This is a genomic window from Alysiella filiformis (assembly GCF_014054525.1).
In the GTDB taxonomy this organism is placed as follows: domain Bacteria; phylum Pseudomonadota; class Gammaproteobacteria; order Burkholderiales; family Neisseriaceae; genus Simonsiella; species Simonsiella filiformis.
Map to the genome: position 1 here is coordinate 568,069 of NZ_CP059564.1, position 23,511 is coordinate 591,579.

At 47.1% G+C, this 23,511-nt stretch carries 38 protein-coding genes; 33 read left to right on the forward strand and 5 right to left on the reverse strand.

Translation table 11 applies throughout. The features are described from left to right. The first annotated feature begins 1 nt into the window (after window position 1). Genes rplB through rpsQ form a run of 7 tightly spaced genes read left to right on the forward strand, consistent with a single transcriptional unit; the run spans window position 2 to window position 3,022 of the window. Window positions 2–835: a 50S ribosomal protein L2 gene (rplB, locus tag H3L97_RS02860; protein ID WP_034295189.1), complete on the forward strand. Its 834-nt coding sequence runs from the start codon at window positions 2–4 to the stop codon at window positions 833–835. A gap of 5 nt (window positions 836–840) precedes the next feature. Continuing rightward, window positions 841–1,119, forward strand: coding sequence for a 30S ribosomal protein S19 (gene rpsS / locus H3L97_RS02865; protein WP_009119027.1), 279 nt, complete (start codon window positions 841–843; stop codon window positions 1,117–1,119). 8 nt (window positions 1,120–1,127) lie between these two features. Continuing rightward, entirely contained in the window at window positions 1,128–1,457 is a 330-nt protein-coding gene (gene rplV / locus H3L97_RS02870) for a 50S ribosomal protein L22 (RefSeq protein ID WP_034295184.1), read from the forward strand. Window positions 1,458–1,466: 9 nt separating this feature from the next. After that, the gene (gene rpsC, locus H3L97_RS02875) at window positions 1,467–2,168 is read left to right on the forward strand and encodes a 30S ribosomal protein S3 (RefSeq protein WP_034295182.1); all 702 of its coding nucleotides are present in this window, start codon (window positions 1,467–1,469) and stop codon (window positions 2,166–2,168) included. Further along, window positions 2,152–2,568: a 50S ribosomal protein L16 gene (gene rplP, locus H3L97_RS02880; RefSeq protein ID WP_034295180.1), complete on the forward strand. Its 417-nt coding sequence runs from the start codon at window positions 2,152–2,154 to the stop codon at window positions 2,566–2,568. Before rpsC ends, rplP begins: the two co-directional genes overlap by 17 nt. Continuing rightward, the gene (gene rpmC / locus H3L97_RS02885; RefSeq protein ID WP_034295178.1) at window positions 2,568–2,759 is read left to right on the forward strand and encodes a 50S ribosomal protein L29; all 192 of its coding nucleotides are present in this window, start codon (window positions 2,568–2,570) and stop codon (window positions 2,757–2,759) included. The genes rplP and rpmC overlap by 1 nt, the downstream gene beginning before the upstream one ends. Continuing rightward, entirely contained in the window at window positions 2,759–3,022 is a 264-nt protein-coding gene (gene rpsQ / locus H3L97_RS02890) for a 30S ribosomal protein S17 (protein WP_034295176.1), read from the forward strand. The genes rpmC and rpsQ overlap by 1 nt, the downstream gene beginning before the upstream one ends. 164 nt (window positions 3,023–3,186) lie before the next feature. Here rpsQ and H3L97_RS02895 read toward each other — a convergent pair whose 3' ends face one another. Further along, window positions 3,187–4,029, reverse strand: a complete 843-nt coding sequence (locus H3L97_RS02895; protein WP_097114676.1) for an alpha/beta hydrolase — start codon at window positions 4,027–4,029, stop codon at window positions 3,187–3,189. Window positions 4,030–4,265: 236 nt separating this feature from the next. Between H3L97_RS02895 and H3L97_RS02900 the strand changes: the two genes are divergently transcribed. The 21 genes from H3L97_RS02900 (at window position 4,266) to rplQ (ending at window position 15,707) form a co-directional block, all read left to right on the forward strand. Continuing rightward, entirely contained in the window at window positions 4,266–5,444 is a 1,179-nt protein-coding gene (locus H3L97_RS02900) for an ATP-grasp domain-containing protein (RefSeq protein ID WP_097114692.1), read from the forward strand. 59 nt (window positions 5,445–5,503) lie between these two features. Beyond that, window positions 5,504–5,764, forward strand: a complete 261-nt coding sequence (locus H3L97_RS02905) for a hypothetical protein (RefSeq protein ID WP_143269161.1) — start codon at window positions 5,504–5,506, stop codon at window positions 5,762–5,764. Window positions 5,765–5,940: 176 nt separating this feature from the next. After that, window positions 5,941–6,693: an esterase family protein gene (locus H3L97_RS02910; protein WP_097114674.1), complete on the forward strand. Its 753-nt coding sequence runs from the start codon at window positions 5,941–5,943 to the stop codon at window positions 6,691–6,693. A 315-nt stretch (window positions 6,694–7,008) separates the two neighbouring features. Continuing rightward, window positions 7,009–7,377, forward strand: a complete 369-nt coding sequence (gene rplN, locus H3L97_RS02915) for a 50S ribosomal protein L14 (RefSeq protein ID WP_003783296.1) — start codon at window positions 7,009–7,011, stop codon at window positions 7,375–7,377. An 18-nt stretch (window positions 7,378–7,395) separates the two neighbouring features. Then, window positions 7,396–7,734, forward strand: coding sequence for a 50S ribosomal protein L24 (rplX, locus tag H3L97_RS02920; RefSeq protein ID WP_097114673.1), 339 nt, complete (start codon window positions 7,396–7,398; stop codon window positions 7,732–7,734). Between the two features lie 2 nt (window positions 7,735–7,736). Then, window positions 7,737–8,276, forward strand: a complete 540-nt coding sequence (rplE, locus tag H3L97_RS02925; protein WP_097114672.1) for a 50S ribosomal protein L5 — start codon at window positions 7,737–7,739, stop codon at window positions 8,274–8,276. Between the two features lie 2 nt (window positions 8,277–8,278). Next, window positions 8,279–8,584, forward strand: coding sequence for a 30S ribosomal protein S14 (gene rpsN, locus H3L97_RS02930; protein ID WP_097114671.1), 306 nt, complete (start codon window positions 8,279–8,281; stop codon window positions 8,582–8,584). 14 nt (window positions 8,585–8,598) lie between these two features. Continuing rightward, entirely contained in the window at window positions 8,599–8,991 is a 393-nt protein-coding gene (gene rpsH, locus H3L97_RS02935) for a 30S ribosomal protein S8 (RefSeq protein WP_097114670.1), read from the forward strand. A 15-nt stretch (window positions 8,992–9,006) separates the two neighbouring features. After that, a complete protein-coding gene (rplF, locus tag H3L97_RS02940) occupies window positions 9,007–9,540 on the forward strand; it encodes a 50S ribosomal protein L6 (RefSeq protein WP_097114669.1) in 534 nt (177 codons plus the stop codon). Window positions 9,541–9,554: 14 nt separating this feature from the next. Then, window positions 9,555–9,908: a 50S ribosomal protein L18 gene (gene rplR / locus H3L97_RS02945; RefSeq protein WP_097114668.1), complete on the forward strand. Its 354-nt coding sequence runs from the start codon at window positions 9,555–9,557 to the stop codon at window positions 9,906–9,908. Between the two features lie 20 nt (window positions 9,909–9,928). Further along, complete coding sequence (rpsE, locus tag H3L97_RS02950; RefSeq protein ID WP_097114667.1) at window positions 9,929–10,447, forward strand: 30S ribosomal protein S5; 519 nt, start codon at window positions 9,929–9,931, stop codon at window positions 10,445–10,447. Further along, on the forward strand, window positions 10,440–10,625 hold the full coding sequence (rpmD, locus tag H3L97_RS02955) for a 50S ribosomal protein L30 (RefSeq protein WP_097114666.1): 186 nt from the start codon (window positions 10,440–10,442) through the stop codon (window positions 10,623–10,625). Before rpsE ends, rpmD begins: the two co-directional genes overlap by 8 nt. Before the next feature lie 4 nt (window positions 10,626–10,629). Next, entirely contained in the window at window positions 10,630–11,064 is a 435-nt protein-coding gene (gene rplO, locus H3L97_RS02960) for a 50S ribosomal protein L15 (protein ID WP_097114665.1), read from the forward strand. A 10-nt stretch (window positions 11,065–11,074) separates the two neighbouring features. After that, on the forward strand, window positions 11,075–12,382 hold the full coding sequence (secY, locus tag H3L97_RS02965) for a preprotein translocase subunit SecY (protein ID WP_097114664.1): 1,308 nt from the start codon (window positions 11,075–11,077) through the stop codon (window positions 12,380–12,382). A 2-nt stretch (window positions 12,383–12,384) separates the two neighbouring features. Beyond that, window positions 12,385–12,603: a translation initiation factor IF-1 gene (gene infA, locus H3L97_RS02970; protein WP_003788578.1), complete on the forward strand. Its 219-nt coding sequence runs from the start codon at window positions 12,385–12,387 to the stop codon at window positions 12,601–12,603. Between the two features lie 25 nt (window positions 12,604–12,628). Further along, window positions 12,629–12,742 (forward strand): 50S ribosomal protein L36, encoded by a 114-nt coding sequence (rpmJ, locus tag H3L97_RS02975; RefSeq protein WP_002642304.1) that lies wholly within the window; start codon window positions 12,629–12,631, stop codon window positions 12,740–12,742. 153 nt (window positions 12,743–12,895) lie between these two features. Further along, a complete protein-coding gene (gene rpsM / locus H3L97_RS02980) occupies window positions 12,896–13,258 on the forward strand; it encodes a 30S ribosomal protein S13 (protein ID WP_097114663.1) in 363 nt (120 codons plus the stop codon). A gap of 16 nt (window positions 13,259–13,274) precedes the next feature. After that, window positions 13,275–13,670, forward strand: a complete 396-nt coding sequence (gene rpsK / locus H3L97_RS02985; RefSeq protein WP_002216249.1) for a 30S ribosomal protein S11 — start codon at window positions 13,275–13,277, stop codon at window positions 13,668–13,670. Between the two features lie 12 nt (window positions 13,671–13,682). Beyond that, window positions 13,683–14,303, forward strand: coding sequence for a 30S ribosomal protein S4 (gene rpsD / locus H3L97_RS02990; protein ID WP_097114662.1), 621 nt, complete (start codon window positions 13,683–13,685; stop codon window positions 14,301–14,303). Between the two features lie 26 nt (window positions 14,304–14,329). Further along, window positions 14,330–15,313: a DNA-directed RNA polymerase subunit alpha gene (locus H3L97_RS02995; protein WP_034293283.1), complete on the forward strand. Its 984-nt coding sequence runs from the start codon at window positions 14,330–14,332 to the stop codon at window positions 15,311–15,313. A 25-nt stretch (window positions 15,314–15,338) separates the two neighbouring features. After that, window positions 15,339–15,707 (forward strand): 50S ribosomal protein L17, encoded by a 369-nt coding sequence (rplQ, locus tag H3L97_RS03000; RefSeq protein WP_034293286.1) that lies wholly within the window; start codon window positions 15,339–15,341, stop codon window positions 15,705–15,707. A gap of 93 nt (window positions 15,708–15,800) precedes the next feature. Here rplQ and H3L97_RS03005 read toward each other — a convergent pair whose 3' ends face one another. The 4 genes from H3L97_RS03005 to H3L97_RS03020 form a co-directional block, all read right to left on the reverse strand. Continuing rightward, window positions 15,801–16,928, reverse strand: coding sequence for an AAA family ATPase (locus H3L97_RS03005; RefSeq protein ID WP_097114661.1), 1,128 nt, complete (start codon window positions 16,926–16,928; stop codon window positions 15,801–15,803). Window positions 16,929–16,982: 54 nt separating this feature from the next. Beyond that, entirely contained in the window at window positions 16,983–17,771 is a 789-nt protein-coding gene (locus H3L97_RS03010; protein ID WP_224446401.1) for an RNA ligase family protein, read from the reverse strand. 434 nt (window positions 17,772–18,205) lie between these two features. Then, window positions 18,206–18,427: a 50S ribosomal protein L31 gene (gene rpmE / locus H3L97_RS03015; RefSeq protein ID WP_034293294.1), complete on the reverse strand. Its 222-nt coding sequence runs from the start codon at window positions 18,425–18,427 to the stop codon at window positions 18,206–18,208. 131 nt (window positions 18,428–18,558) lie between these two features. Beyond that, entirely contained in the window at window positions 18,559–18,999 is a 441-nt protein-coding gene (locus tag H3L97_RS03020; protein WP_097114660.1) for a DUF4124 domain-containing protein, read from the reverse strand. A 163-nt stretch (window positions 19,000–19,162) separates the two neighbouring features. On the opposite strand from H3L97_RS03020, the gene guaB reads away from it, so the two are divergent. The 5 genes from guaB to H3L97_RS03045 all read left to right on the forward strand — a co-directional run bounded on the left by guaB (window position 19,163) and on the right by H3L97_RS03045 (window position 23,481). Further along, window positions 19,163–20,629, forward strand: coding sequence for an IMP dehydrogenase (gene guaB / locus H3L97_RS03025; protein WP_097114690.1), 1,467 nt, complete (start codon window positions 19,163–19,165; stop codon window positions 20,627–20,629). A 238-nt stretch (window positions 20,630–20,867) separates the two neighbouring features. Continuing rightward, a complete protein-coding gene (locus tag H3L97_RS03030) occupies window positions 20,868–21,200 on the forward strand; it encodes a hypothetical protein (RefSeq protein ID WP_097114659.1) in 333 nt (110 codons plus the stop codon). A 280-nt stretch (window positions 21,201–21,480) separates the two neighbouring features. Further along, window positions 21,481–22,065: a methylated-DNA--[protein]-cysteine S-methyltransferase gene (locus tag H3L97_RS03035; protein WP_097114689.1), complete on the forward strand. Its 585-nt coding sequence runs from the start codon at window positions 21,481–21,483 to the stop codon at window positions 22,063–22,065. 55 nt (window positions 22,066–22,120) lie between these two features. Then, a complete protein-coding gene (gene lspA / locus H3L97_RS03040) occupies window positions 22,121–22,606 on the forward strand; it encodes a signal peptidase II (protein ID WP_097114658.1) in 486 nt (161 codons plus the stop codon). 116 nt (window positions 22,607–22,722) lie between these two features. Next, window positions 22,723–23,481, forward strand: coding sequence for a J domain-containing protein (locus tag H3L97_RS03045; protein ID WP_097114657.1), 759 nt, complete (start codon window positions 22,723–22,725; stop codon window positions 23,479–23,481). The last annotated feature ends 30 nt before the right edge of the window (window positions 23,482–23,511 follow it).

Here is a 23,511-nt window from a genome sequence, read left to right on the forward strand (position 1 = left end):
CATGGCTATCGTAAAAATGAAACCGACCTCTGCAGGTCGTCGCGGCATGGTGCGTGTGGTAACTGAAGGTTTGTACAAAGGCGCAGCTTACGCACCTTTGTTGGAAAAACAAAAAACCACCGCAGGTCGCAACAACAACGGTCACATTACCACACGCCACAAAGGTGGTGGTCATAAACACCATTACCGCGTTGTGGACTTCAAACGCAATAAAGACGGCATTCCTGCCAAAGTAGAGCGCATTGAATACGACCCCAACCGCACCGCACACATCGCATTGTTGTGCTATGCAGACGGTGAACGCCGTTACATCATCGCCCCACGCGGTATTCAGGCAGGCGCAGTATTGGTAAGCGGTGCAGAAGCCGCCATCAAAGTGGGCAACACTTTGCCAATCCGCAACATTCCTGTTGGTACCACCATTCACTGCATTGAAATGAAACCTGGTAAAGGCGCACAAATCGCGCGTTCTGCTGGTGCTTCTGCAGTGTTGTTGGCAAAAGAAGGCATTTACGCCCAAGTGCGTTTGCGTTCTGGTGAAGTTCGCCGCATTCACGTTGATTGCCGCGCCACCATCGGTGAAGTGGGCAACGAAGAGCAAAGCCTGAAAAAAATCGGTAAAGCAGGTGCCAACCGTTGGCGTGGTATTCGCCCAACCGTACGCGGTGTGGTGATGAACCCAGTAGACCACCCACATGGTGGTGGTGAAGGTCGCACAGGCGAAGCACGCGAACCCGTTAGCCCATGGGGTACTCCTGCCAAAGGCTATCGCACTCGTAACAACAAACGCACGGACAATATGATTGTTCGCCGCCGCTACTCTAACAAAGGTTAATTAACATGGCTCGTTCATTGAAAAAAGGTCCATACGTTGACCTGCACTTATTGAAAAAAGTAGATGCGGCTCGTGCGAACAACGACAAGCGTCCAATCAAAACTTGGTCGCGCCGTTCTACCATTTTGCCTGATTTCATCGGCTTAACCATTGCTGTACACAACGGTCGCACACATGTGCCTGTGTTCATCAGCGACAACATGGTCGGTCATAAATTGGGTGAGTTCTCATTGACCCGTACCTTTAAAGGTCATTTGGCTGATAAAAAAGCCAAGAAAAAATAAGGTGAAACATGAGAGTAACTGCACAACATAACAACGCCCGCATTTCTGCTCAAAAAGCCCGTTTGGTGGCAGACATGATTCGTGGTAAAGACGTTGCCCAAGCCCTGAACATTTTGGCATTCAGCCCCAAAAAAGGTGCTGAATTGATTAAAAAAGTGTTGGAATCCGCCATCGCCAATGCCGAACACAACAACGGTGCCGACATTGATGAATTGAAAGTCGTAACGATTTTCGTGGACAAAGGACCCAGCCTGAAACGCTTCCAAGCGCGTGCCAAAGGTCGCGGTAACCGCATTGAAAAACAAACTTGCCACATCAACGTGGTGGTAGGCAACTAAGGAATAACCATGGGACAAAAAATTCATCCAGTTGGTTTCCGACTGGCAGTCAATAAAGACTGGTCTTCAAAATGGTTTGCCAAAAGCACCGACTTTGCCGCCGTTTTGAAACAAGATATTGATGTACGCGAATATTTGCGTAAACGCTTAGCCAATGCTTCTGTTAGCCGTGTCGTGATTGAGCGTCCTGCTAAATCTGCACGCATTACCATTCACACGGCTCGCCCTGGTGTGGTAATCGGTCAAAAAGGCGCAGACATTGAAGTATTGAAACGCGATTTGGAAAAATTGCTGGGCGTGGCGGTTCATGTGAACATTGAAGAAATCCGCAAACCTGAATTGGACGCTCAATTGATTGCTGACGGTATCGCGCAACAATTGGAAAAACGTGTTCAATTCCGCCGTGCAATGAAACGTTCTATGCAAAACGCCATGCGCGCTGGCGCAAAAGGCATCAAAATTATGGTGTCTGGTCGTTTGAACGGTGCGGACATTGCGCGTAGCGAATGGTATCGTGAAGGTCGTGTGCCTTTGCATACTTTACGCGCTGATGTGGATTATGCTACCAGCGAAGCCTTGACCACTTATGGTATCTTGGGCTTGAAAGTATGGGTGTACAAAGGCGAAGTAGGTCAAGTTCAAGCGCAGCCTGAACAACGCGAAAACCGCCGCAACAACCGTAAAGGAGGTCGCAATGCTGCAACCAACTAGACTGAAATACCGCAAACAGCACAAAGGTCGCAACACGGGCGTGGCAACACGCGGTAACACCGTTAGCTTTGGCGATTTTGGTTTGAAAGCTGTGGGTCGTGGTCGTTTGACTGCTCGTCAAATTGAGGCGGCTCGCCGTGCGATGACGCGCCACATTAAACGTGGTGGTCGCATTTGGATTCGTGTATTCCCCGATAAACCGATTACGGCTAAACCCATTCAAGTGCGTATGGGTGGCGGTAAAGGTTCGGTTGAATACTATGTTGCCGAAATCCAACCCGGTAAAGTGTTGTATGAAATGGACGGCGTGGCTGAGTCTTTGGCGCGTGAAGCGTTTGCTTTGGCTGCGGCTAAATTGCCTATCCCAACAACCTTTGTAACAAGACAGGTGGGTAAATAATGAAAGCCAATGAATTGAAAGAAAAATCAGTTGAGCAACTGAACGAAGTTTTGGTTGATTTGCTGAAACAACAATTCGGTCTGCGTATGCAACATGCTACGGGTCAGTTGGGTCAAACCAGCGCGATTAAGCAAGTGCGCCGCGATATTGCTCGTGTGAAAACCATTATTGCCGAGAAAGGTGCCAAATAATGAGTACTGAAAAAATTGTTCGTACTTTGCAAGGCAAAGTGGTCAGCGACAAAATGGACAAAACCGTTACTGTATTGGTTGAACGTAAAGTAAAACACCCTTTGTACGGTAAAATTGTTCGCCGCTCTACCAAAATCCACGCTCATGATGAGCAAAACCAATATGGCATTGGCGACATTGTGGTGATTGAAGAATCTCGCCCTTTGTCTAAAACCAAAGCTTGGGTGGTAAAAGAGTTGGTTGAAAAAGCGCGTACTGTTTAATTGACAGCACCCTAATCAAAAGCGAAGTTGGCAGGATTTGTTCCTGTGAACTTCGCTTTTTTTGTTTTCAGGCTGCCTGAAAAGAATAGGGGACAGATGTGAAATCTGCCCCTGCGTTTGTTTTCAAAATGATTTTGGCAAATGTTTTTCAGGCTGCCTGAAAATCACTTCCGCAACATCATTTCCAAAAATTCAACAAAATGGGCTGCCCACGCGCTTTCGTGGTGTTTTTTGCCCGCCATAATCCGCAAGGAAATCTTGTCCAACGGCACGCCCGAACGCAGCAGCAACTGGTAATAGCGCAAACTGCAATCGATGTATTCTTGGCTCATGGAGGTGGAACCTGTGAAGTGTTTGTCCACATCATCGCCTTCGTTGGTGCCAACTTGTATGTACACTTTGCTGTGTGGATTGTTGGGGTGTTGCGCCAAAAAATCCAAAAATGGCTGTTCGCTGAACCACGATGCCAGTGAAAATACGCCCAATCCGCCAAATACTTGCGGATAAGCCGCGCCCAAATACGCGGTAATCAAACCGCCCATGGAGCTGCCTGCGACAAAGGTGTTTTCGCGGTCGGGCAGGGTGCGGTAGGTCGCGTCCACAAAGGGTTTGACCGTTTCAACCAGCCATTTGCCGTATGCTGCGCCCAAGCCGCCCGAGCCGTATTCTATCGTGTTGGGGTGGGCGGACGTGGTTTGCCATGGGGCATATTCGGTTAGGCGCATGATGTGGTCGGCGGGGTTGTCGATGCCGACTATCATCACTTTGGGGAAATGCGGATTGGCTTTAATGGTGGGAATGACTTTCCACGAATGGCGCGTGTAGGATTGTTTGCTGTAAAACACGTTTTGCCCATCGTGCATGTAAATCACGGGGTAGCGTTGGTTTTCTTGGGCGTAGTTTTTGGGCAGCAACACGCGCACTTTGCGTTGATGATTGAAATGGGGAACGTGAAATTCGTGCTCCATTAAAGGCAATTCTTGATAAAATTCAATGTCTTTTTTCATGAGAGTGGGTTGGTGGGGGTCGGAAAAATGCTTTATTTTAACGTATTTTAAAAATGGGATTGTGAAATTAGGTTAATTTGCCTAGAATGCGTTTTCAGGCTGCCTGAAAAAGTGAATGTGCCAGCAATTTGTTCCCTCCGCCTTGGAAAGGGGCAGATTGCGGCAAGCAAGCATTTTATTTTTCAGGCAGCCTGAAAAAATATCCCAAAAACCTCATTTCACAGAAAGAAAACATCATGTCCCGACCCATCAATTTTGTGATGATTTCACCGCATTTTCCCACCAATTTTGAGACTTTTGCCGTGCGTTTGCGCGAGCAGGGCATCAACACTTTGGGCATTGCCGATGTGCCGTATGAAAGTTTGAGCGACAATTTGCGCGCCCATTTGACCGAATATTATCGCGTGGACAATATGCACGATTATGAGCAAGTTTACCGCGCGGTGGGCTATTTTGCCCACAAATACGGTCGCATTGACCGCATTGAATCGCACAATGAATACTGGTTGGAATTGGACGCGCAGTTGCGTACCGATTTTAACGTGTTTGGCTACAAAAACAAGGACATGCTTGTCATCAAAACCAAAGCGAAAATGAAAGAAGTGTTCCGTCAGGCAGGCTTGAAAGTGGCAAACGGGCGCGTGTTTGGCGATGAAGCCGATGCGCGTAAATTGGTTAAAGAATTGAAATTGCCCGTTGTCATCAAACCCAATTCGGGCGTGGGCGCGAGCGATACCTACAAAATCCACACCGAAAGCGATTTAAACGCCTTTTTCAGCCAGCGCAATCCGCACGTTGAATACATCATGGAAGAGTGTATCGTGGGCGACATCGTTACCTTTGACGGCTTGACCGACTGCGATGGCAACATCGTCTTTTATGCAGGCATGCAATATTCCGAATCCATTTTGGACACAGTCGCCGCCGACCGCGATATGTACTATTGGGTGCCGCGCGAATTGTCGCCCAAATTGGTGGAACTGGGCAAGAAATGCGTGGACGCATTTGGCATTAAAGAACGCTTTTTCCATTTTGAATTTTTCCGCGTCAATGGCAGAGATGAATTTATGCCTTTGGAAATCAACTGCCGCCCACCTGGGGGTTTGACCATTGATATGTGGAATTATGCCAACGATTTTGACGTGTTTGCCGAATACGCCAATATGGTGCAAGGCAAACCCTTTGCCAGCCAAATCACGCGCCCATGGAATGTGGTGTACATGGCACGCAAAGCCGACCGCCACTACGTTCACAGCCTAGACGAGGTACGCCAGCATTGTGCAGGCAGCCTGATTGGCATAGAACAAGTGCCAGAAGTGTTTGCCAAAATCATGGGCGCACACGGCGTGTTGGCGCGCACCGAAACGCTGGCACAATTACACGAATTGGCAGCATTTACCCAAGCAAAATATTGATTAAGATGGTTTCAGGCAGCCTGAAAATGTTTTTTACGCATTTAAACGATTTTTTTGAAATGTTAAACCACCCATCTGTTGAATTAGACGAATGGTATTTGGCAGACTTTATTGAGCAAAATGTTGATGTGTTGCAATCGCATCAAGCCTTTGATATTTTGGTGCAATTTGTCTCCTATCTTTTGCAACATGATTATGGCGATTTTGAATACGAAATCCGCACCATCATTGCCGCATTAAAACGTCAGGCAGATACCAACGAAATATTTTGGACAGAAGTTCAACAAAATCAATTTAATCACTATTTTCAGGCAGCCTGAAAACGGAAACGTGCCAACAATTTGTTCCCTCTCCTGTGGGAGAGGGTTAGGGAGAGGGCAAATCGCAACGTACAACCCTCTCCCCAGCCCTCTCCCAAAGGGAGAGGGAGTAAGATTGCGGCACACAAAAAACATTTTCAGGCAGCCTGAAACCCCATTTCCAAAGAAAGCAAACCATGAAATTTGAAAGCCGAACCCATTGGAGCAGCCAACTCGGACGTGAAATGCCCTTCAACGTGTACGGACACGCAGGCAAACCCATGCTCGTGTTTCCATCGTCAGGTGGCAGCCACCAAGAATACGCCAATTTTGGCATGATAAACGCCATAAGCCCCTTTATAGAAAGCGGCAAAATCACCGTCTACACCCCCGATTCCATAGACAAAGAATCATGGTTGGCAGAAAACAAATCCCCACACCACATGGCACAAGCCCACGAAGCCTACGACCGCTACATGATGCACGAATTCGTTCCCCACATACGCCACCAATCACAATGGGACAAAGCCATCATCGCCACAGGTTGCAGCATGGGCGCATACCACGCCGTCAATTTTGCCCTGCGCCACCCCGATGTGTTTGACACCACCATCGCATTGAGCGGCGTGTACGACATTCAAGGTTTCACAGGCAACTATCATGGCGACCCCATCGTGTACCACAATTCCCCCCTAGATTATTTGTGGCATCAACACGATGACTGGTTTTTATCACGCTACCGCCAAAACCACCACATCATTGCCGTAGCCCAAGGCGCGTGGGAAGAACGCCACATAGAAGACACCCGCCGTTTACAAGCCGCCTTTGCCGCCAAAAATATAGACGCATGGTTTGACTACTGGGGACACGACATGCCCCACGACTGGACAACATGGCGCAAGCAAATGCCCTATTTTTTAGAAAAACTCGCAGAGCAAGGCATCATTTAAGTTTCAGGCAGCCTGAAAGCGCGTGGCGCACAGTGGGTGTGAACGTGGCGTTGCGCCGCCACACCCACGCTTGGGGTGGTGGCACACGTTCATTTCAGGCAGCAAAAAAAGACCAGAATAAACCCTTGTCATCTTTTAAGTAAAGGCGTATAATGCGCCACTCTTTCAGCCCAAATCTGGGCATCTTCCCTTCGGGGCCAAGACTGGTTTACTGGAACCCATTGCGGTTTCGGGTTGAACGAAACGCAAAAGCGGATTTCAGGCAGCCTGAAAGTGGTAAATTAAGTTGGATTTAAATAAACAAGGTTATTTAACATGATTCAAATGCAGACCATCTTGGATGTGGCTGATAACTCTGGTGCGCGCCGCGTGATGTGCATCAAAGTATTGGGCGGCTCCAAGCGTCGCTACGCGAATGTGGGCGACATCATTAAAGTGGCAGTAAAAGACGCTGCCCCTCGTGGACGCGTGAAAAAGGGTGATGTTTACAATGCCGTAGTGGTTCGCACCGCAAAAGGCATTCGCCGCCCTGATGGCGCACTGATTAAATTTGACAACAACGCAGCCGTGTTGTTGAACAACAAATTAGAGCCCATGGGTACCCGTATTTTCGGACCAGTAACGCGCGAATTGCGTACTGAGCGTTTTATGAAAATTGTTTCATTGGCACCCGAAGTGCTTTAATTAAGAAAGGGTTACACAATGAACAAAATCATTAAAGGCGACAAAGTCATCGTCATTACTGGCAAAGACAAAGGCAAACAAGGTCAAGTGGTGCGCGTATTGGGCGACAAAGTGATTGTTGAAGGCGTAAACATCGTAAAACGCCACCAAAAACCCAATCCCATGCGTGGCATTGAAGGCGGCATCATTACCAAAGAAATGCCATTGGCAATTTCAAACGTTGCCATTTTCAATCCCCAAACCCAAAAAGCAGACCGCGTTGGCATTAAATTGATTGAAGGCGAAGGCAAAGTAAAACGCGTTCGCGTATTTAAATCAAATGGTGCAGAAGTGCCTGCTCCGAGCAAAGGTGAATAAACATGGCACGTTTACAAGAATACTACAAAAACACCGTTGTACCAGAATTGATGAAACAATTCGGTTACAAATCCATCATGGAAGTACCCCGTATTGAAAAAATCACTTTGAATATGGGTGTGGGCGAAGCAGTTGCCGACAAAAAAGTGATGGAACACGCCGTAAACGATTTGCAAAAAATCGCAGGTCAAAAACCCGTTGTTACCGTAGCACGCAAATCCATTGCAGGCTTTAAAATCCGTGACAACTACCCCGTAGGTTGCAAAGTAACCTTGCGCCGTGAACGCATGTTTGAATTTTTAGACCGCTTGGTAACCATCGCATTGCCCCGTGTGCGCGACTTCCGTGGCGTGAGCGGCAAATCATTTGACGGTCGCGGTAACTACAACATGGGTGTGCGCGAACAAATCATTTTCCCCGAAATTGAGTACGATAAAATTGATGCGTTGCGCGGTTTGAACATCACCATCACCACCACGGCTAAAACGGACGAAGAAGCGAAAGCTTTGTTGTCATTGTTTAAATTCCCATTTAAAGGTTAATCATGGCTAAGAAAGCACTTATTAATCGTGATGCAAAGCGTGTTGCTTTGGCGAAAAAATACGCAGCAAAACGCGCTGCCATTTTTGCCATCATCAATGATGCAAACGCAACCGATGAAGCGCGTTTCGAAGCGCGTTTGAAACTGCAATCCATTCCTCGCAATGCTGCTCCTGTGCGCCAACGTCGCCGTTGCGCCATCACAGGTCGCCCACGCGGTGTGTTCCGCAAATTCGGTTTGGGTCGTATTAAAATCCGTGAAATCGCCATGCGTGGCGCCATTCCGGGTGTGATTAAAGCCTCTTGGTAATAGGAGTAGAAAAAATGAGTATGCATGATCCTATTTCCGATATGTTGACCCGTATCCGTAATGCCCAACGCTCTAATAAAGTGGCTGTGGCGATGCCTTCTTCAAAATTAAAATGCGCAATTGCCAAAGTTTTGAAAGAAGAGGGTTATATCGAAGATTTTGCTGTATCTGCTGATGCAAAACCTGTATTGAACATCACTTTGAAATACTATGCAGGTCGCCCCGTAATTGAACAAATTAAACGCGTTTCACGCCCTGGTTTGCGTGTTTACAAAGGCTCTGACGAAATCCCTGCTGTGATGAACGGCTTGGGCGTTGCCATTGTCAGCACATCAAAAGGTGTGATGACCGACCGTAAAGCGCGCGCTGCTGGTATCGGCGGTGAATTGCTGTGCATTGTTGCCTAATAGGAGAGTTGAACGATGTCTCGCGTAGCGAAAAATCCAGTAACTGTTCCTGCTGGCGTAGAAGTAAACATTGGAACAGATGTGTTTACCGTAAAAGGTAAAAACGGTACTTTGACCTTGCCTTTGAAAGGCGATGTGAAAATTGAGTTGAACGATGGCGCTTTGACCTTTCAGGCTGCCAACGAAAGCAAACACGCTGCTGCCATGTCTGGCACAGTACGCGCTTTGGTTGCCAATATGGTTAAAGGCGTTTCCGAAGGCTTTGAGAAAAAATTGCAATTGGTTGGCGTGGGTTACCGCGCACAGGCTCAGGGTAATGTGTTGAACCTGTCTTTGGGTTTCTCTCACCCTGTCAACCACACCATGCCTGCTGGCGTGAGTGTTGCCACCCCTTCTCAAACCGAAATCGTTTTGACTGGTGCAGACAAACAAGCTGTGGGTCAAGTGGCTGCTGAAATTCGTGCTTACCGCGCACCCGAGCCTTACAAAGGCAAAGGTATTCGCTATGCTGGCGAAGTGGTTGTCATGAAAGAAGCTAAGAAGAAATAATTGAGGCTGTAACCATGAATAAAAAAATCGCAAGATTGCGCCGCGCCCGCAAAACCCGTGCGCGTATCGCAGATTTGAAAATGGTGCGTTTGTGCGTATTCCGCACCAACAGCCATATTTATGCTCAAATCATCAGTGCCGAAGGCGACAAAGTTTTGGCTTCTGCTTCTACCGTTGAAGCCGAAGTGCGTGGCAGCCTGAAAAATGGCGGCAACACCGAAGCGGCTGCCGTAGTGGGCAAACGCATCGCCGAAAAAGCCAAAGCGGCTGGCATTGAAAAAGTGGCTTTTGACCGTTCAGGTTTTCAATATCACGGTCGCGTGAAAGCTTTGGCTGAGGCTGCCCGTGAAAACGGTTTGAGCTTCTAAGAAAGATTTTGGAGACCAAAATGGCAAAACATGAAACAGAAGAACGCGGCGACGGCTTAATTGAAAAAATGGTTGCCGTAAACCGCGTAACCAAAGTGGTTAAAGGTGGTCGCATTATGGCGTTCTCCGCCTTAACCGTAGTGGGTGATGGCGATGGTCGCATTGGTATGGGTAAAGGCAAATCTCGTGAAGTGCCTGTTGCCGTACAAAAAGCCATGGACCAAGCACGCCGCAATATGATTCGCGTACCTTTGAAAAACGGTACCATTCATCACGAAGTAATGGGTAAACATGGTGCAACGCGCGTCTTCATGCAGCCTGCCAAAGAAGGTAGCGGTGTGAAAGCGGGTGGTCCAATGCGTTTGGTATTTGATGCTTTGGGCGTACACAATATTTCTGCAAAAGTACACGGTTCAACCAATCCTTACAACATCGTTCGTGCAACTTTGGACGCTTTGTCTAAATTGTACACGCCTGCTGAAATCGCAGCGAAACGTGGTTTGACCGTAGAAGAAATTTTGGGAGCAAACCATGAGTGAGCAAAAAAAGATTAAAGTAACTTTGGCAAAAAGTTTGATTGGCACGATTGAATCTCACCGCGCTTGTGCGCGTGGCTTGGGTTTGCGTCGCCGCGAACACACTGTTGAAGTGCTGGATACCCCTGCAAACCGTGGCATGATTAACAAAATTCGCTACTTGTTGAAAGTGGAGGGTTAAGATAATGTTTTTGAATACAATTCAACCTGCCGAAGGTGCAACTCATGCGGCTCGCCGCGTAGGTCGCGGTATCGGTAGCGGTATCGGTAAAACAGGCGGTCGCGGTCATAAAGGTCAAAAAAGCCGTGCAGGTGGCTACCACAAAGTAGGCTTTGAAGGCGGTCAAATGCCTTTGCAACGCCGTTTGCCCAAACGCGGTTTCAATTCCATGACTGCTGCATTCAACGCCGAAGTTCGTTTGAGCGAATTGAATGCGATTGCGGTTGATGAAATTGATGTATTGACTTTGAAACAAGCTGGTTTGGTTGCGGCAAATGCCCAAGTGGTGAAAATCATCGCTTCAGGCAGCCTGAACAAAGCCGTTACCCTGAAAGGCATTAAAGCCACCAAGGGTGCAAAAGCTGCGATTGAAGCGGCTGGTGGCAAAGTAGAAGAATAAGGCGGCAGTAGTGGCTACTCAACTCTCTTCGTCAGGAAAAACAAAATTTTGGAACAATCCCGAATTGCGGAAACGTTTCATGTTTTTATTGGGTGCGCTGATTGTGTTTCGTATTGGCGCACACGTTCCTGTTCCCGGTGTTGATGCTGCTGCTTTGGCTGAATTATACAAAAGCGCGGAGGGTGGCATTCTGGGCATGTTAAACATGTTTTCGGGTGGCTCCCTTGAGCGCTTTAGTATTTTTGCTATCGGCATCATGCCTTATATTTCCGCATCAATCATCATGCAGTTGGCTTCGGAAATCGTGCCTTCCTTAAAGGCGTTGAAGAAAGAAGGCGATGCAGGTCGCAAAGTCGTAACCAAATACACCCGCGTGGGAACGGTATTGCTGGCTGCGGCACAAAGTTTTGGTGTTGCCACTTTTGTGTATCAGCAAAACATTGTGGTGGTCAGTCAATTTGAATTTTTCGTTTCCACCGTGTCGTGCTTGGTTGGCGGAACGATGTTTTTGATGTGGTTGGGTGAACAGATTACCGAACGCGGTATTGGCAATGGCATTTCCCTGTTGATTGCCGCAGGCATTGTGGCAGGTATCCCATCGGGTATCATTCAGTTGTGGACTTTAACCAGCCAAAACGCCATCAATCCCCTAACCGCCATTGGTATTGTGTTGGGCACTTTGTTGCTGACTTATGGTGTGGTGTATTTTGAAAGTGCTTTGCGTAAAGTGCCTGTGCAATATGCCAAACGCCAAATCATGTCATCACAAAATACGCATTTGCCATTTAAATTGAATATGGCAGGTGTGATTCCCCCTATTTTTGCGTCCAGTATCATCATGTTTCCAAGCATGTTTGCAGGCTGGTTTGGTGGTGCTGACCCAACGAATTGGCTCAATAAAATCGCCACCTATTTGCAGCATGGGCAGCCTGTCTATATGATGTTGTTTGCTGCCACCATAGTGTTTTTCTGTTATTTTTACACGGCACTGGCGTTCAGTCCCAAAGAAATGGCGGAAAACTTGAAAAAAAGCGGTGCATTCATTCCCAGCATTCGCCCTGGTGAGCAAACAGCCCGTTATTTGGAAAAAGTGGTTTTGCGTTTAACGTTTTTTGGCGCGTTGTACATCACAACCGTTTGTTTGATTCCCGAAATTTTGACTTCCACAGTGGGCATACCGTTTTATTTGGGCGGCACCTCGTTGTTGATTTTGGTGGTCATTACCATGGATTTCAATACGCAAATCGCCTCTTATCAAATGACGCAACAATATGAGCATTTGATTAAACGTCCAACCAAACCCTTAACCCGTGAATGATTATGGCAAAAGAAGATACCATACAAATGCAAGGCGAGATTTTGGAAACCTTGCCCAATGCAACTTTTAAAGTAAAACTCGAAAATGGACACGAAGTGTTGGGACACATTTCAGGTAAAATGCGCATGCACTACATTCGCATTTCCCCCGGTGATAAAGTTACCGTGGAGATGACACCCTATGATTTGACCCGCGCTCGTATTGTTTTCCGAGCCCGATAAACCCCGTTGTTACAAGGAACTCATCATGCGTGTACAACCTTCAGTAAAACCCATTTGCCGCAACTGCAAAGTGATTCGCCGCAATCGCGTGGTTCGCGTCATCTGTACTGACCCCCGTCATAAACAACGTCAAGGTTAATGTTGTTGTGTTTCAACGCCAAATTGGGTGATAAAGAAAATTTCTTTTAAATTCAAGCTTTCAGGCTGCCTGAAAGCATTTGGCGTTTGTACACAATCACTTGGCTGTGATTTTTGTGTTATGATACAAACTTTTGCCCTTTAAGGAAAAAATATGGCTCGTATTGCAGGGGTAAATATCCCCAATAATGCCCATATCGTGATTGGCTTGCAAGCCATTTACGGTATCGGTGCGACTCGTGCTAAAAACATTTGCGAAGCGGCTGGCATTGTGCCCAGCACCAAAGTCAAAGATTTGGACGAGTCTCAATTAGATGCTTTGCGTGAACAAGTTGCCAAATACGAAGTAGAAGGTGATTTGCGCCGTGAAGTAACCATGAACATCAAACGCTTGATTGACATGGGCTGCTATCGTGGCATGCGCCATCGTCGTGGTTTGCCTTGCCGTGGTCAGCGCACTCGCACGAATGCGCGTACCCGTAAAGGTCCACGCAAAGCGATTGCTGGTAAAAAATAATTTTTAAGGAAATAGAATGGCTAAAGCAAACACAGCCTCTCGTGTACGCAAAAAAGTACGCAAAACCGTGAGTGAAGGTATTGTGCATGTTCATGCATCTTTCAACAATACCATCATTACCATCACCGACCGTCAAGGCAATGCATTGTCTTGGGCTACCTCTGGCGGCGCGGGATTTAAAGGTTCTCGTAAAAGTACACCCTTTGCTGCCCAAGTTGCAGCAGAAGCCGCTGGTAAAGTTGCCCAAGAGTATGGCGTAAAAAATTTGGAAGTTCGCATTAAAGGCCCAGGACCGGGTCGCGAATCTTCTGTGCGTGCGCTCAATGCTCTGGGTTTCAAAATCACCAGCATTACCGATGTTACTCCGTTGCCACACAACGGTTGCCGTCCGCCTAAAAAGCGTCGTATCTAATAGGAGCAAAGCATGGCACGTTATCTTGGTCCAAAATGTAAATTGGCTCGCCGTGAAGGCACGGATTTGTATCTGAAAAGCGCACGCCGCTCTTTGGATTCAAAATGCAAAATGGAATCCGCACCTGGACAACACGGTGCGAAAAAACCACGCTTGTCAGACTACGGTTTGCAATTGCGTGAAAAACAAAAAATTCGCCGCATCTACGGTGTATTAGAGCGTCAATTCCGCCGCTACTTTGCCGAAGCAGACCGCCGCAAAGGTTCAACTGGCGAATTGTTGCTGCAATTATTGGAATCGCGTTTGGACAACGTGGTTTACCGCATGGGTTTCGCTTCTACCCGCGCAGAAGCCCGCCAACTGGTTTCCCACAAAGCCCTGACTGTAAACGGTCAAGTGGTAAACATTCCTTCTTTCCAAGTGAAAGCAGGCGATGTGGTGGCAGTACGCGAAAAAGCAAAAAAACAAGTTCGCATTCAAGAAGCCTTGGGTTTGGCTGCACAAATCGGTATGCCAAGCTGGGTTTCAGTTGATGCCAACAAAATGGAAGGCACGTTCAAAAACGTACCTGACCGCGCTGAATTGTACAGCGATATTAATGAACAGCTGGTGGTAGAGTTCTACTCTAAATAATGCCTAGCACAGTGAGGGACAGTTAAATGCAAAACAGCACAACCGAATTTTTGAAACCCCGCCAAATTGATGTGGATACGCTGTCCGCAACTCGCGCAAAAGTGTCAATGCAGCCTTTTGAGCGTGGTTTTGGTCATACATTGGGTAATGCTTTGCGTCGTATCTTACTGTCGTCCATGAATGGCTTTGCACCTACTGAGGTCAGCATTGCTGGCGTGTTGCATGAATACTCCACCTTGGACGGTGTTCAGGAAGATGTCGTGGACATTTTGTTGAACATCAAAGGCATTGTGTTCAAGCTGCATGGTCGCACCGATGTATTGGTAACACTGAAAAAATCGGGTGCGGGTGCTGTGCGCGCCAGCGATATTGAATTGCCTCACGATGTGGAAATCATCAATCCTGACCATGTTTTGTGCCACTTGGCTGAAAATGGCAGCATTGAGATGGAAATCAAAGTAGAACAAGGTCGTGGCTATCAATCGGTTTCGGGTCGCCGTCATGGCAAGGAACAAAACAAGATTGGTGCCATTCAACTGGATGCGAGCTTTTCGCCCATCAGCCGTGTTAGTTTTGATGTTGAAGCAGCTCGCGTGGAACAACGCACCGACTTGGACAGCCTGATTTTGGATATTGAAACCAATGGTGCGATTGACCCCGAAGAAGCGGTGCGTACCGCAGCGCGTATTTTGATTGACCAAATGTCCATCTTTGCCGATTTGCAAGGCACGCCTGTGGAAGTGGAAGAAGAAAAAGCACCGCCGATTGACCCTGTACTGCTGCGCCCCGTAGATGATTTGGAATTGACGGTTCGTTCTGCGAACTGCCTGAAAGCCGAAGACATCTACTACATCGGCGATTTGATTCAGCGTACTGAAACCGAGTTGTTAAAAACGCCAAATCTGGGTCGCAAATCTTTGAACGAAATCAAAGAAGTGTTGGCTTCCAAAGGACTGACATTGGGTTCTAAATTGGAAGCATGGCCACCTGCTGGTTTGGAAAAGCCGTAAGCTTTGAAGATTAAAGGATAATGACATGCGTCATCGTAATGGTAACCGTAAATTAAACCGCACCAGCAGCCACCGTGCTGCCATGTTGCGCAATATGGCTAACTCTTTGTTGAGCCATGAAACCATCGTAACCACTTTGCCCAAAGCAAAAGAGTTGCGCCGTGTGGTTGAACCCTTGATTACTTTGGGTAAAAAACCTTCTTTGGCAAACCGCCGTTTGGCATTTGACCGCACTCGCGATCGCGATGTGGTGGTGAAATTGTTTGACGATTTGGGCGTACGCTTCGCCAACCGCAATGGTGGCTATGTGCGTATCCTGAAATATGGTTTCCGCAAAGGCGACAATGCTCCTTTGGCATTGGTTGAGTTGGTTGAGAAAAAAGACGCTGAGTAATTCAGCGAAACAAAATAACCCAAACAGGTTTCGGCTTGTTTGGGTTATTTTTATGTGGATTTGGGTCATCCATATTGCCTCGCCGCTCGGTGTTCAGGCTGCCTGAAACGCAATTTCATGGGCTTCATCAAAACTGGGTATTTCCAATTTGCCCAACATTTGCATTAAAACGTGTTCGGGTACGGCGTGTTCGCGTTGTTTGTTTTGTTTCAAGAGCTTGGCATATGGCACTTCCAAATACACGATTTTGATTTTTGCGCCATATGCGGCAAAAATATCCGTCCATTTGCTGCGTAAATCGCGGTTTAAATTGGTGGCGTTGAAGACAAAATCGCGTTTTTCGCGCAAATATTGTTTTGCCAATTCTTTGCCGATTCGCACGGCTTGGGCGGTATCGTGGCTGTTGGCGGGATTGAGTTTGTGGGCGCGGCGTATGTCGTCCAGCGAAAGGGTGGGTAAATGGGATAAGTGCTTGTGAATAAAGGTATCTTTTCCTGAACCTGCCAAAGCACACATCATCACGACTTCGCAAGTGAAATCGTCATACGGCACATAATCTGCGCTACCGCCTTGATTTAAATAGTGATAACGTGCTTGGGGCGTGGCGAATGGTCTTGCTTGTCCCCAGCAATTCAAGTCTTTGCACATTTCTTCAAATAAATCAATTCGCAACAATAAATCGGCTTGGTCGGCACAAATGCGCCCCAACACGTCTGCGCGCGCCAACATCGCCAACAAGCGCGTGTCCACAACCAAGCTGGCGGCAATCACGGCGCGTTCGGGGTCGGGTTTGCTGATTGCCCAAAGTGGCAGACCGTGCAGGCGCACCAGTTTGCAAATTTGCTCGCGCACGGCAAAGGGGGTGGCGATGTCGCGGTAGAGAATTTGTCGTGCGGTGTATTCGCCTTTTTGCGCGTGGCGTGGCGAGACGATGCGCGTTTTGCCGTCCACGATTTCTTCGTGGGTGGTGCTGCGTTTTTCCACATCGTGAAACAGGGCGGCTGTAAACAGAATATGTTGATTTTGTGGCGATAATTCGGCAAATTCAGGCAGCCTGAACAATGCTTCCACCACCATTTGCGTGTGGGTCAAAACATCGCCTTCGCCATGCCACTCGGGGTCTTGGGGGACATGGCGCATTTCGTCCAGCCACGCATAATGTTGGGTCAGTTGCGCCCAATCAATCGGGCGGTGTGGGGTGTAGTGGGGGAATGTCCACATGGTTTATCCTTTTGTTTTTATTTTAGAAATGGGGTTTCAGGCTGCCTGAAAAATCTAACCCTGCACAAATTGCCAACTTTCCCAATGGTATTTTGCGTAATCAATCAGTTGGGCGGGTTGCCATGTTTTTGTCCAATGCACATCGGTTTGGACGTGCTTGGCGCGTACCAATTTAAATAATTGATTAAATTCATTGGTTTGTACGGGTAAATCGCCATTGTTCACAGCAAAATCGGCACGGTTGCGTATCACAAAACCTTCGCTGCATGGTTCGCCTGTTTTTGGGTCGTAGCCGCCCAGTTGTCCGCCTGTTTGCACATAGTCCGTCCACGCCATGCCCAAGTTGGCGGTCAGCCAGTTTTCCAGTTGCTTGTTTTCATTTAAATTGTTTTGCGTGAATGTGGCGAGTGCTTGTGTGATGGGGATTTCTGGCACGGTCGGAAAATCAAACATCGCTGCGTAAAATTGCATTTCGTCCCAACTCAACCATCGCCCATTTTGGCGCACGGCAAACAGGTAAAAATAACTTTCCAGTTGAGAATAGGCAATAGAATGAATGCCATACAGATTTTCGCCAAACAGTTCCAAATCGCCCAAATCGTCTTTAATCAGCCGCCAGCGTTCCAGCAGGGGTTTGTCCCAAGCGTGTTGCGTGGGCGCGGCGTGGGAGCGCGCAAACAGCCCTGCGGCACAAAAACAGTTGTTTTGTCCGTCCAATTTTTCGGTCAGCACCAAATCGGGCAGGGCGGCAAAGTGGCGGACGTAATCGCGTGGCATAAAGCGGTCGTCTGATGTTGTGCCAAGACTGATGTGGGCGTGGAGACTGCGCGGGTATTTTTGCATGATTTTGTTTCCCATATTTTTCAGGCTGCCTTTCATTACCCTACAAATTTTTGTCTACCGCTCATCTGTTCCCTCTCCTGTGGGACAGACCTGCCAAGTTCTCATCGTGTCGTAGGGGCGGATTTTATATCCGCCCTGTGGGAAGTACCACAATTCAAATATCGTAGAAAGGGCAGATATGAAATCTGCCCCTACGAAGTACAGAACTTGGCAAGTCTGCTCCTGTGGGAGAGGGTTAGGGAGAGGGTAAAACTTTCAATGTACCACGATTTTTCCCTCTCCCCAGCCCTCTCCCAAAGGAGAGGGGGTTAGATTGCTGTATCTCAACGATTTCGGGCAGTATTTCATTTTTTGTAGGGTAGCGAAAAGCTGCTTGAAACGAAAAAAATCACGTCAAAACAAATATTTTGACGTGATTTTCATCAAATTCAAGATTATACGTTGCGTTTGAACATATTGCCGTATTTTTGGTTGAATTTATCTACGCGACCTGCGGTGTCCACGATTTTTTGTTTGCCTGTGTAAAATGGGTGGCAGTCGGAGCAAACTTCAATGTTGAAGTCGGTTTTGCTCATGGCAGATTTGGTAACGAATTTGTTGCCGCAAGAGCAGGTTACGTTTACGTCATGGTATTCTGGATGAACGTCTTGTTTCATTTGGAAATGTCCTTAAAAAGCGGGTATGGGGGTTGTACCCACACCTCTTGTTGAAAAAAAAAGTTAAGCTGCGGATTATGCAGCTTTTCAGGCAGCTTGGCAAGCATTTTCAGGCTGCCTGAACAAGGCGATTAGTTGCAATATTTGGCAATGTCCGCATCGTAGCGTGGAATCAGCTCATCTTTATTGCGGGCGTTTTCGGCAAATTGGCGATTGCGTTTTGATGCTTCACAGTTGGCGGATTTGGTTTCTTGTTCTTTTTTCAGGTTTTCGGCTTGAATTTTGGCGTTTTGCTCTTCAACGTTTTTGTTTTGGGCGGCAATTTGTTTATTCAATTCAGCTTGTTGTTCTGCCAAAGAAGGGGGCGTAATCGGTTTTTGTTCCAAGCGAATCACGCTTTGGCTGCGAATGTTCATGCGGCTGTTGTGTTTGTCCAATTTCAAGCCGTAGGGGGTATCGGAATAGACGTTGGTTGCGCCATTTTTCCATGTGTACACGTCTTTTTCGGCTGCCCATGCGCCTGCCGAGGTACACAATGCGATTGCGGTGAATGCGGTTAGGATTTTTTTCATGATTGATTTCCTTGTGTAAAATTCAAAAGCGATAAATGCAGAATGGTTCATTTTACTGTTTTATGTTTGAAATGTCATGGAAAAACGCTTTTCAGGCTGCCTGAAAAGGGGCAAATATGCTACAATGCGTTGCATTTTAAACAAAACCCAAAGGTCTGATAAAATGCGTATCGTAGAAAAAGCCTACACTTTTGACGATGTTTTGCTGGTTCCAGCACATTCTACCATTCTCCCCCGCGATGTCTCGCTCAAAACCCATCTTACCCGAAAAATCACTTTAAATTTGCCCCTGCTCTCTGCCGCAATGGACACCGTTACCGAAGCGCGTTTGGCGATTTCCATGGCTCAAGAAGGCGGCATCGGCATCATTCACAAAAACATGACCCCCGAACAGCAAGCCGAAACCGTGCGTAAAGTCAAACGCCACGAAAGCGGCATTGTGAAAGACCCCGTTACCGTATCCCCCCATATTTTGATTGGCGATTTGCTGGCTGAACGCGCCCAACGCAAACGCAAAATGTCGGGTTTGCCCGTGGTGGAAAACGGCAAAGTGGTGGGCATTGTTACCACACGCGATTTGCGTTTTGAAACGCGCTTGGATTTGCCCGTGTCGGCAATTATGACACCGCGCGACAAATTGGTTTCCGTACCCGTTGGCACGTCCATTGAAGAAGCGCGTGAAGTGATGCACCAACACAAAATTGAGCGCGTTTTGGTGTTGAACGAGCAAGACGAATTGCGCGGATTGATTACGGTAAAAGACATCATCAAAACCACCGAATTTCCCAATGCCAATAAAGACCACGAAGGACGTTTGCGCGTGGGCGCGGCAGTCGGCACGGGCGCGGATACCGAAGAGCGTGTTCGCGCCCTTGTTGCGGCTGGCGTGGACGTGATTGTGGTGGACACGGCACACGGACACAGCCAAGGCGTGATTGACCGCGTGAAATGGGTTAAACAAAACTTTCCTGATGTGCAAGTGATAGGTGGCAACATTGCCACCGCCGCCGCTGCGCGTGATTTGGTGGCGGCTGGCGCAGACGCGGTAAAAGTGGGCATTGGACCGGGTTCCATTTGCACCACGCGCATTGTGGCGGGTGTGGGCGTACCGCAATTAACTGCCGTTTCCAATGTTGCCGAAGCGGTAAAAGGCACAGGCGTTTCGGTGATTGCAGACGGTGGCATTCGTTTTTCAGGCGACATTGCCAAGGCGTTGGCGGCTGGGGCGCATTGTGTGATGTTGGGCGGCATGTTTGCTGGCACAGACGAAGCACCAGGGGAAATTGAATTGTATCAAGGACGTGCGTATAAATCGTATCGCGGCATGGGTTCATTGGGCGCGATGAGTCAAGGTTCCAACGACCGCTATTTCCAAGACAAACAGGAAAGCACCGACAAATACGTCCCCGAAGGCATTGAAGGGCGCGTGCCGCACAAGGGTCCGATTGTGAACATCATTCATCAGTTGGTGGGCGGTTTGCGTTCCAGCATGGGCTATTTGGGTTGCGCGAATATTGCGGAAATGCACGAAAAAGCGGAATTTGTGGAAATCACATCGGCAGGCATGAGCGAATCGCATGTTCACGATGTGCAGATTACGAAAGAGGCTCCGAATTATCAGCGTGGGTGATGTGAAATAAAATTCAGGCTGCCTGAAAAATAAAAAATACTTTTCAGGCTGCCTGAACTTTTGTAGGGTGCGCCGTGCGCACCTATTTATCCACAAAATCAAATAATTGTGATGAAATTGGTGCGCACGGCGCACCCTACGCAACTGACACATTTTGAAGTAAAAATAGAGAAAAAAATAAAGGTGCGTAAATGGTGCGTGTTACGCACCTTACGATTGCAATTAAAAGGTTAATTCTATGAAACAATTTAATTCCTTATCTGAGTTATTAAATAACAGTCATTATTTAAATCATAATGAATGGATTTATACCAATCTTGATTTATGGCATCAAAATCCAAACGATTGTATTTTTTATTATATTACCGATGATTATATCAATAATTTAAACGATGATGAAGTTTATTTGGACGATGAAGGACTTGAAATGCCAATCGCTGTCCAATCCTTAAATTTAGGAAGTTTTTTAATCATTGGCGAGATTGCTTATATTTATGATAAAAATGATAAGAATATTGACAAAACCATTGATGAAATCAATCATTATCGAGAATTTGATGGTTTTTTATGACAGTTTTAAATTATGGAAAATTAAGGTTACAAATATATGACTTTCATTCCAAAAAGCATTGCCAGTGATACGGTTTATTTTTACAAAATACAATATAAAATAATGTATATGATTGGGGTGGTTTTTATTACAATTTTTACCTTAACCGCTCTATCAATGGAAGGTACCTACTGATTTTAATCAAATTGATAGAATTCAGCCATGTAGGGTGCGTACCACGCACCATTTTCCCCAATTTTTCAATTATTTGGTGCGTAATACGCACCCCACCTCAAAAATGATGAATACCCAAACCCAAATCGCCCAATATTTCAACAAACTCAATTTCAGGCAGCCTGAAACCACACCCCCACTCCACGCCCAAATTCTCCCCACGCCTTTGGGCGATATGCTGGCAATTTGCTCTGCCACAGGCTTGTGTTTGCTGGAATTTGTTGGGCAAGCGCGTTTGGACAGCGAAATCCGCCAAATCGCCCAAGCCAAACGTGCGGCAATCGTTTTTCAACCCCATGATTTATTAAAAGAAGTTGCCGAGCAGGTGCAATCTTATTTTTCAGGCAGCCTGAAAAATTTTTCCGTGCCATTGGATTGTGTTGGCACGGATTTTCAACAGCGCGTGTGGCGCATTCTGCAAACCATTCCCTATGGCGAAACAATCTCTTACGCGGAACAAGCCGCCAAATTGGGCAATCCCAAAGCCGTTCGTGCGGTGGCAGCGGCAAATGGGCGCAACAAAATTTCCATTATCGTGCCATGCCACCGCGTGATTGGCAGCAACGGCACGCTTACAGGCTATGCAGGCGGCTTGTCGCGCAAACAATTTTTGTTGGATTGGGAACGCGACCACGCTTTTCAGGCAGCCTGAAACGCTTTTTGTAGTACAATCGTGCGATGTTTGTTTGTGAAAATCCCGATTGATTATGAAACGCCATTTCCCCTATTTTTTGACCGCTTTGGCGGCGATTGTTTTAGACCAAATCTCCAAATGGGCGATTTTAGCCCGCTTTCACGATTTTGAACGGCTCAACATCATTCCCCAATTCTTTGATTTAACGCTGGTTTACAACTACGGTGCGGCATTCAGCTTTTTGGCGAACCACAATGGTTGGCAGAAATATTTTTTCATTGTGCTGGCGTTTGTGATTAGCGGCTGGCTGGTAAACGAAATCCGCAAAGGCAGCATGGGCAAGCTGGGCAATTTTGCGGCGGCGATGATTATTGGCGGCGCGTTTGGCAATGTGATAGACCGTTTTATTCACGGAAAAGTGGTTGATTTTATTTTGGTTTATTATCAAGATTGGTACTATCCTGCGTTTAATGTTGCCGACAGCTTTATTTGCGTGGGCGCGGCTTTGCTCATCATTGACGGCATCAAGCAAGCAAAAAAAGCGAAACAGGCAGCCTGAAACAGTCAAAGTCCCATTATGCCAACACAGGCGAAAACCCCTTGTTTGCCAGAAATCAAATTGATTGGGTTTGATATTTGATTGTGTAGAATAGCGAAAGCCTGAAAGTTTGCACCATGAAAAATTATTACGCCCTATTGCAAGTTCATGTTTTGGCTGACCAAAAAACCTTGCAACGCGCCATCAGGCATTGCGCCCAGCAACAAAGTTTGCCATTGGCAGAATTGCAAACCATACAAGCCATTTTGTTGGACCCCGAACGCAAGCAGGTTTACGACCAACAACTGCTGGCGCAGTTTCCCGAATTGCTGCAAGAAGCCAAAATTGCCCAACAAAAACAAGCCGAATACCGCCAAAAACAAGCGTTTCAGGCTGCCGTGAAACGTGGCGAACTGGAAATCAGGGAAAGCACTAATCCTTATTTTCGTTTTGACAGAATGCCTTCTTTCTTGTGTATGTTGGCAATCACTTTTTTGTTGGGGCATGTGCTGGGGGGTGTGCATGGATTATTTTCTCGTCATATGGAACATTTAGCCAAAGAACAGGCACGCAATCCGAACAATATTCACACCGCGTGTTTGCAATTTGTGAAAACCCAACCTTTGGCTATGCAAAAAGGTGCATCGGAAGACATCTATCGTGTTTACCATAAAGGCAAAACCTATCGGCAATCTGACGAATATATGTGGGACATTCGGGAATTTCCTTTTGGGCAATATACTTGGCAACACCAAGCAAATTGGTTTAGGCAAATCAAACAGTTGCGCCCCAGCCAATGTATGCCTGTGCGCTACATTCACGTTGATTTTTTATGGTGGGATTATGGTTTTGTGTATGATATGGCTGGCGAACCGATAAATCAGTCTTCATTTTAATTTCAGGCAGCCTGAAACCCCAACCCACAC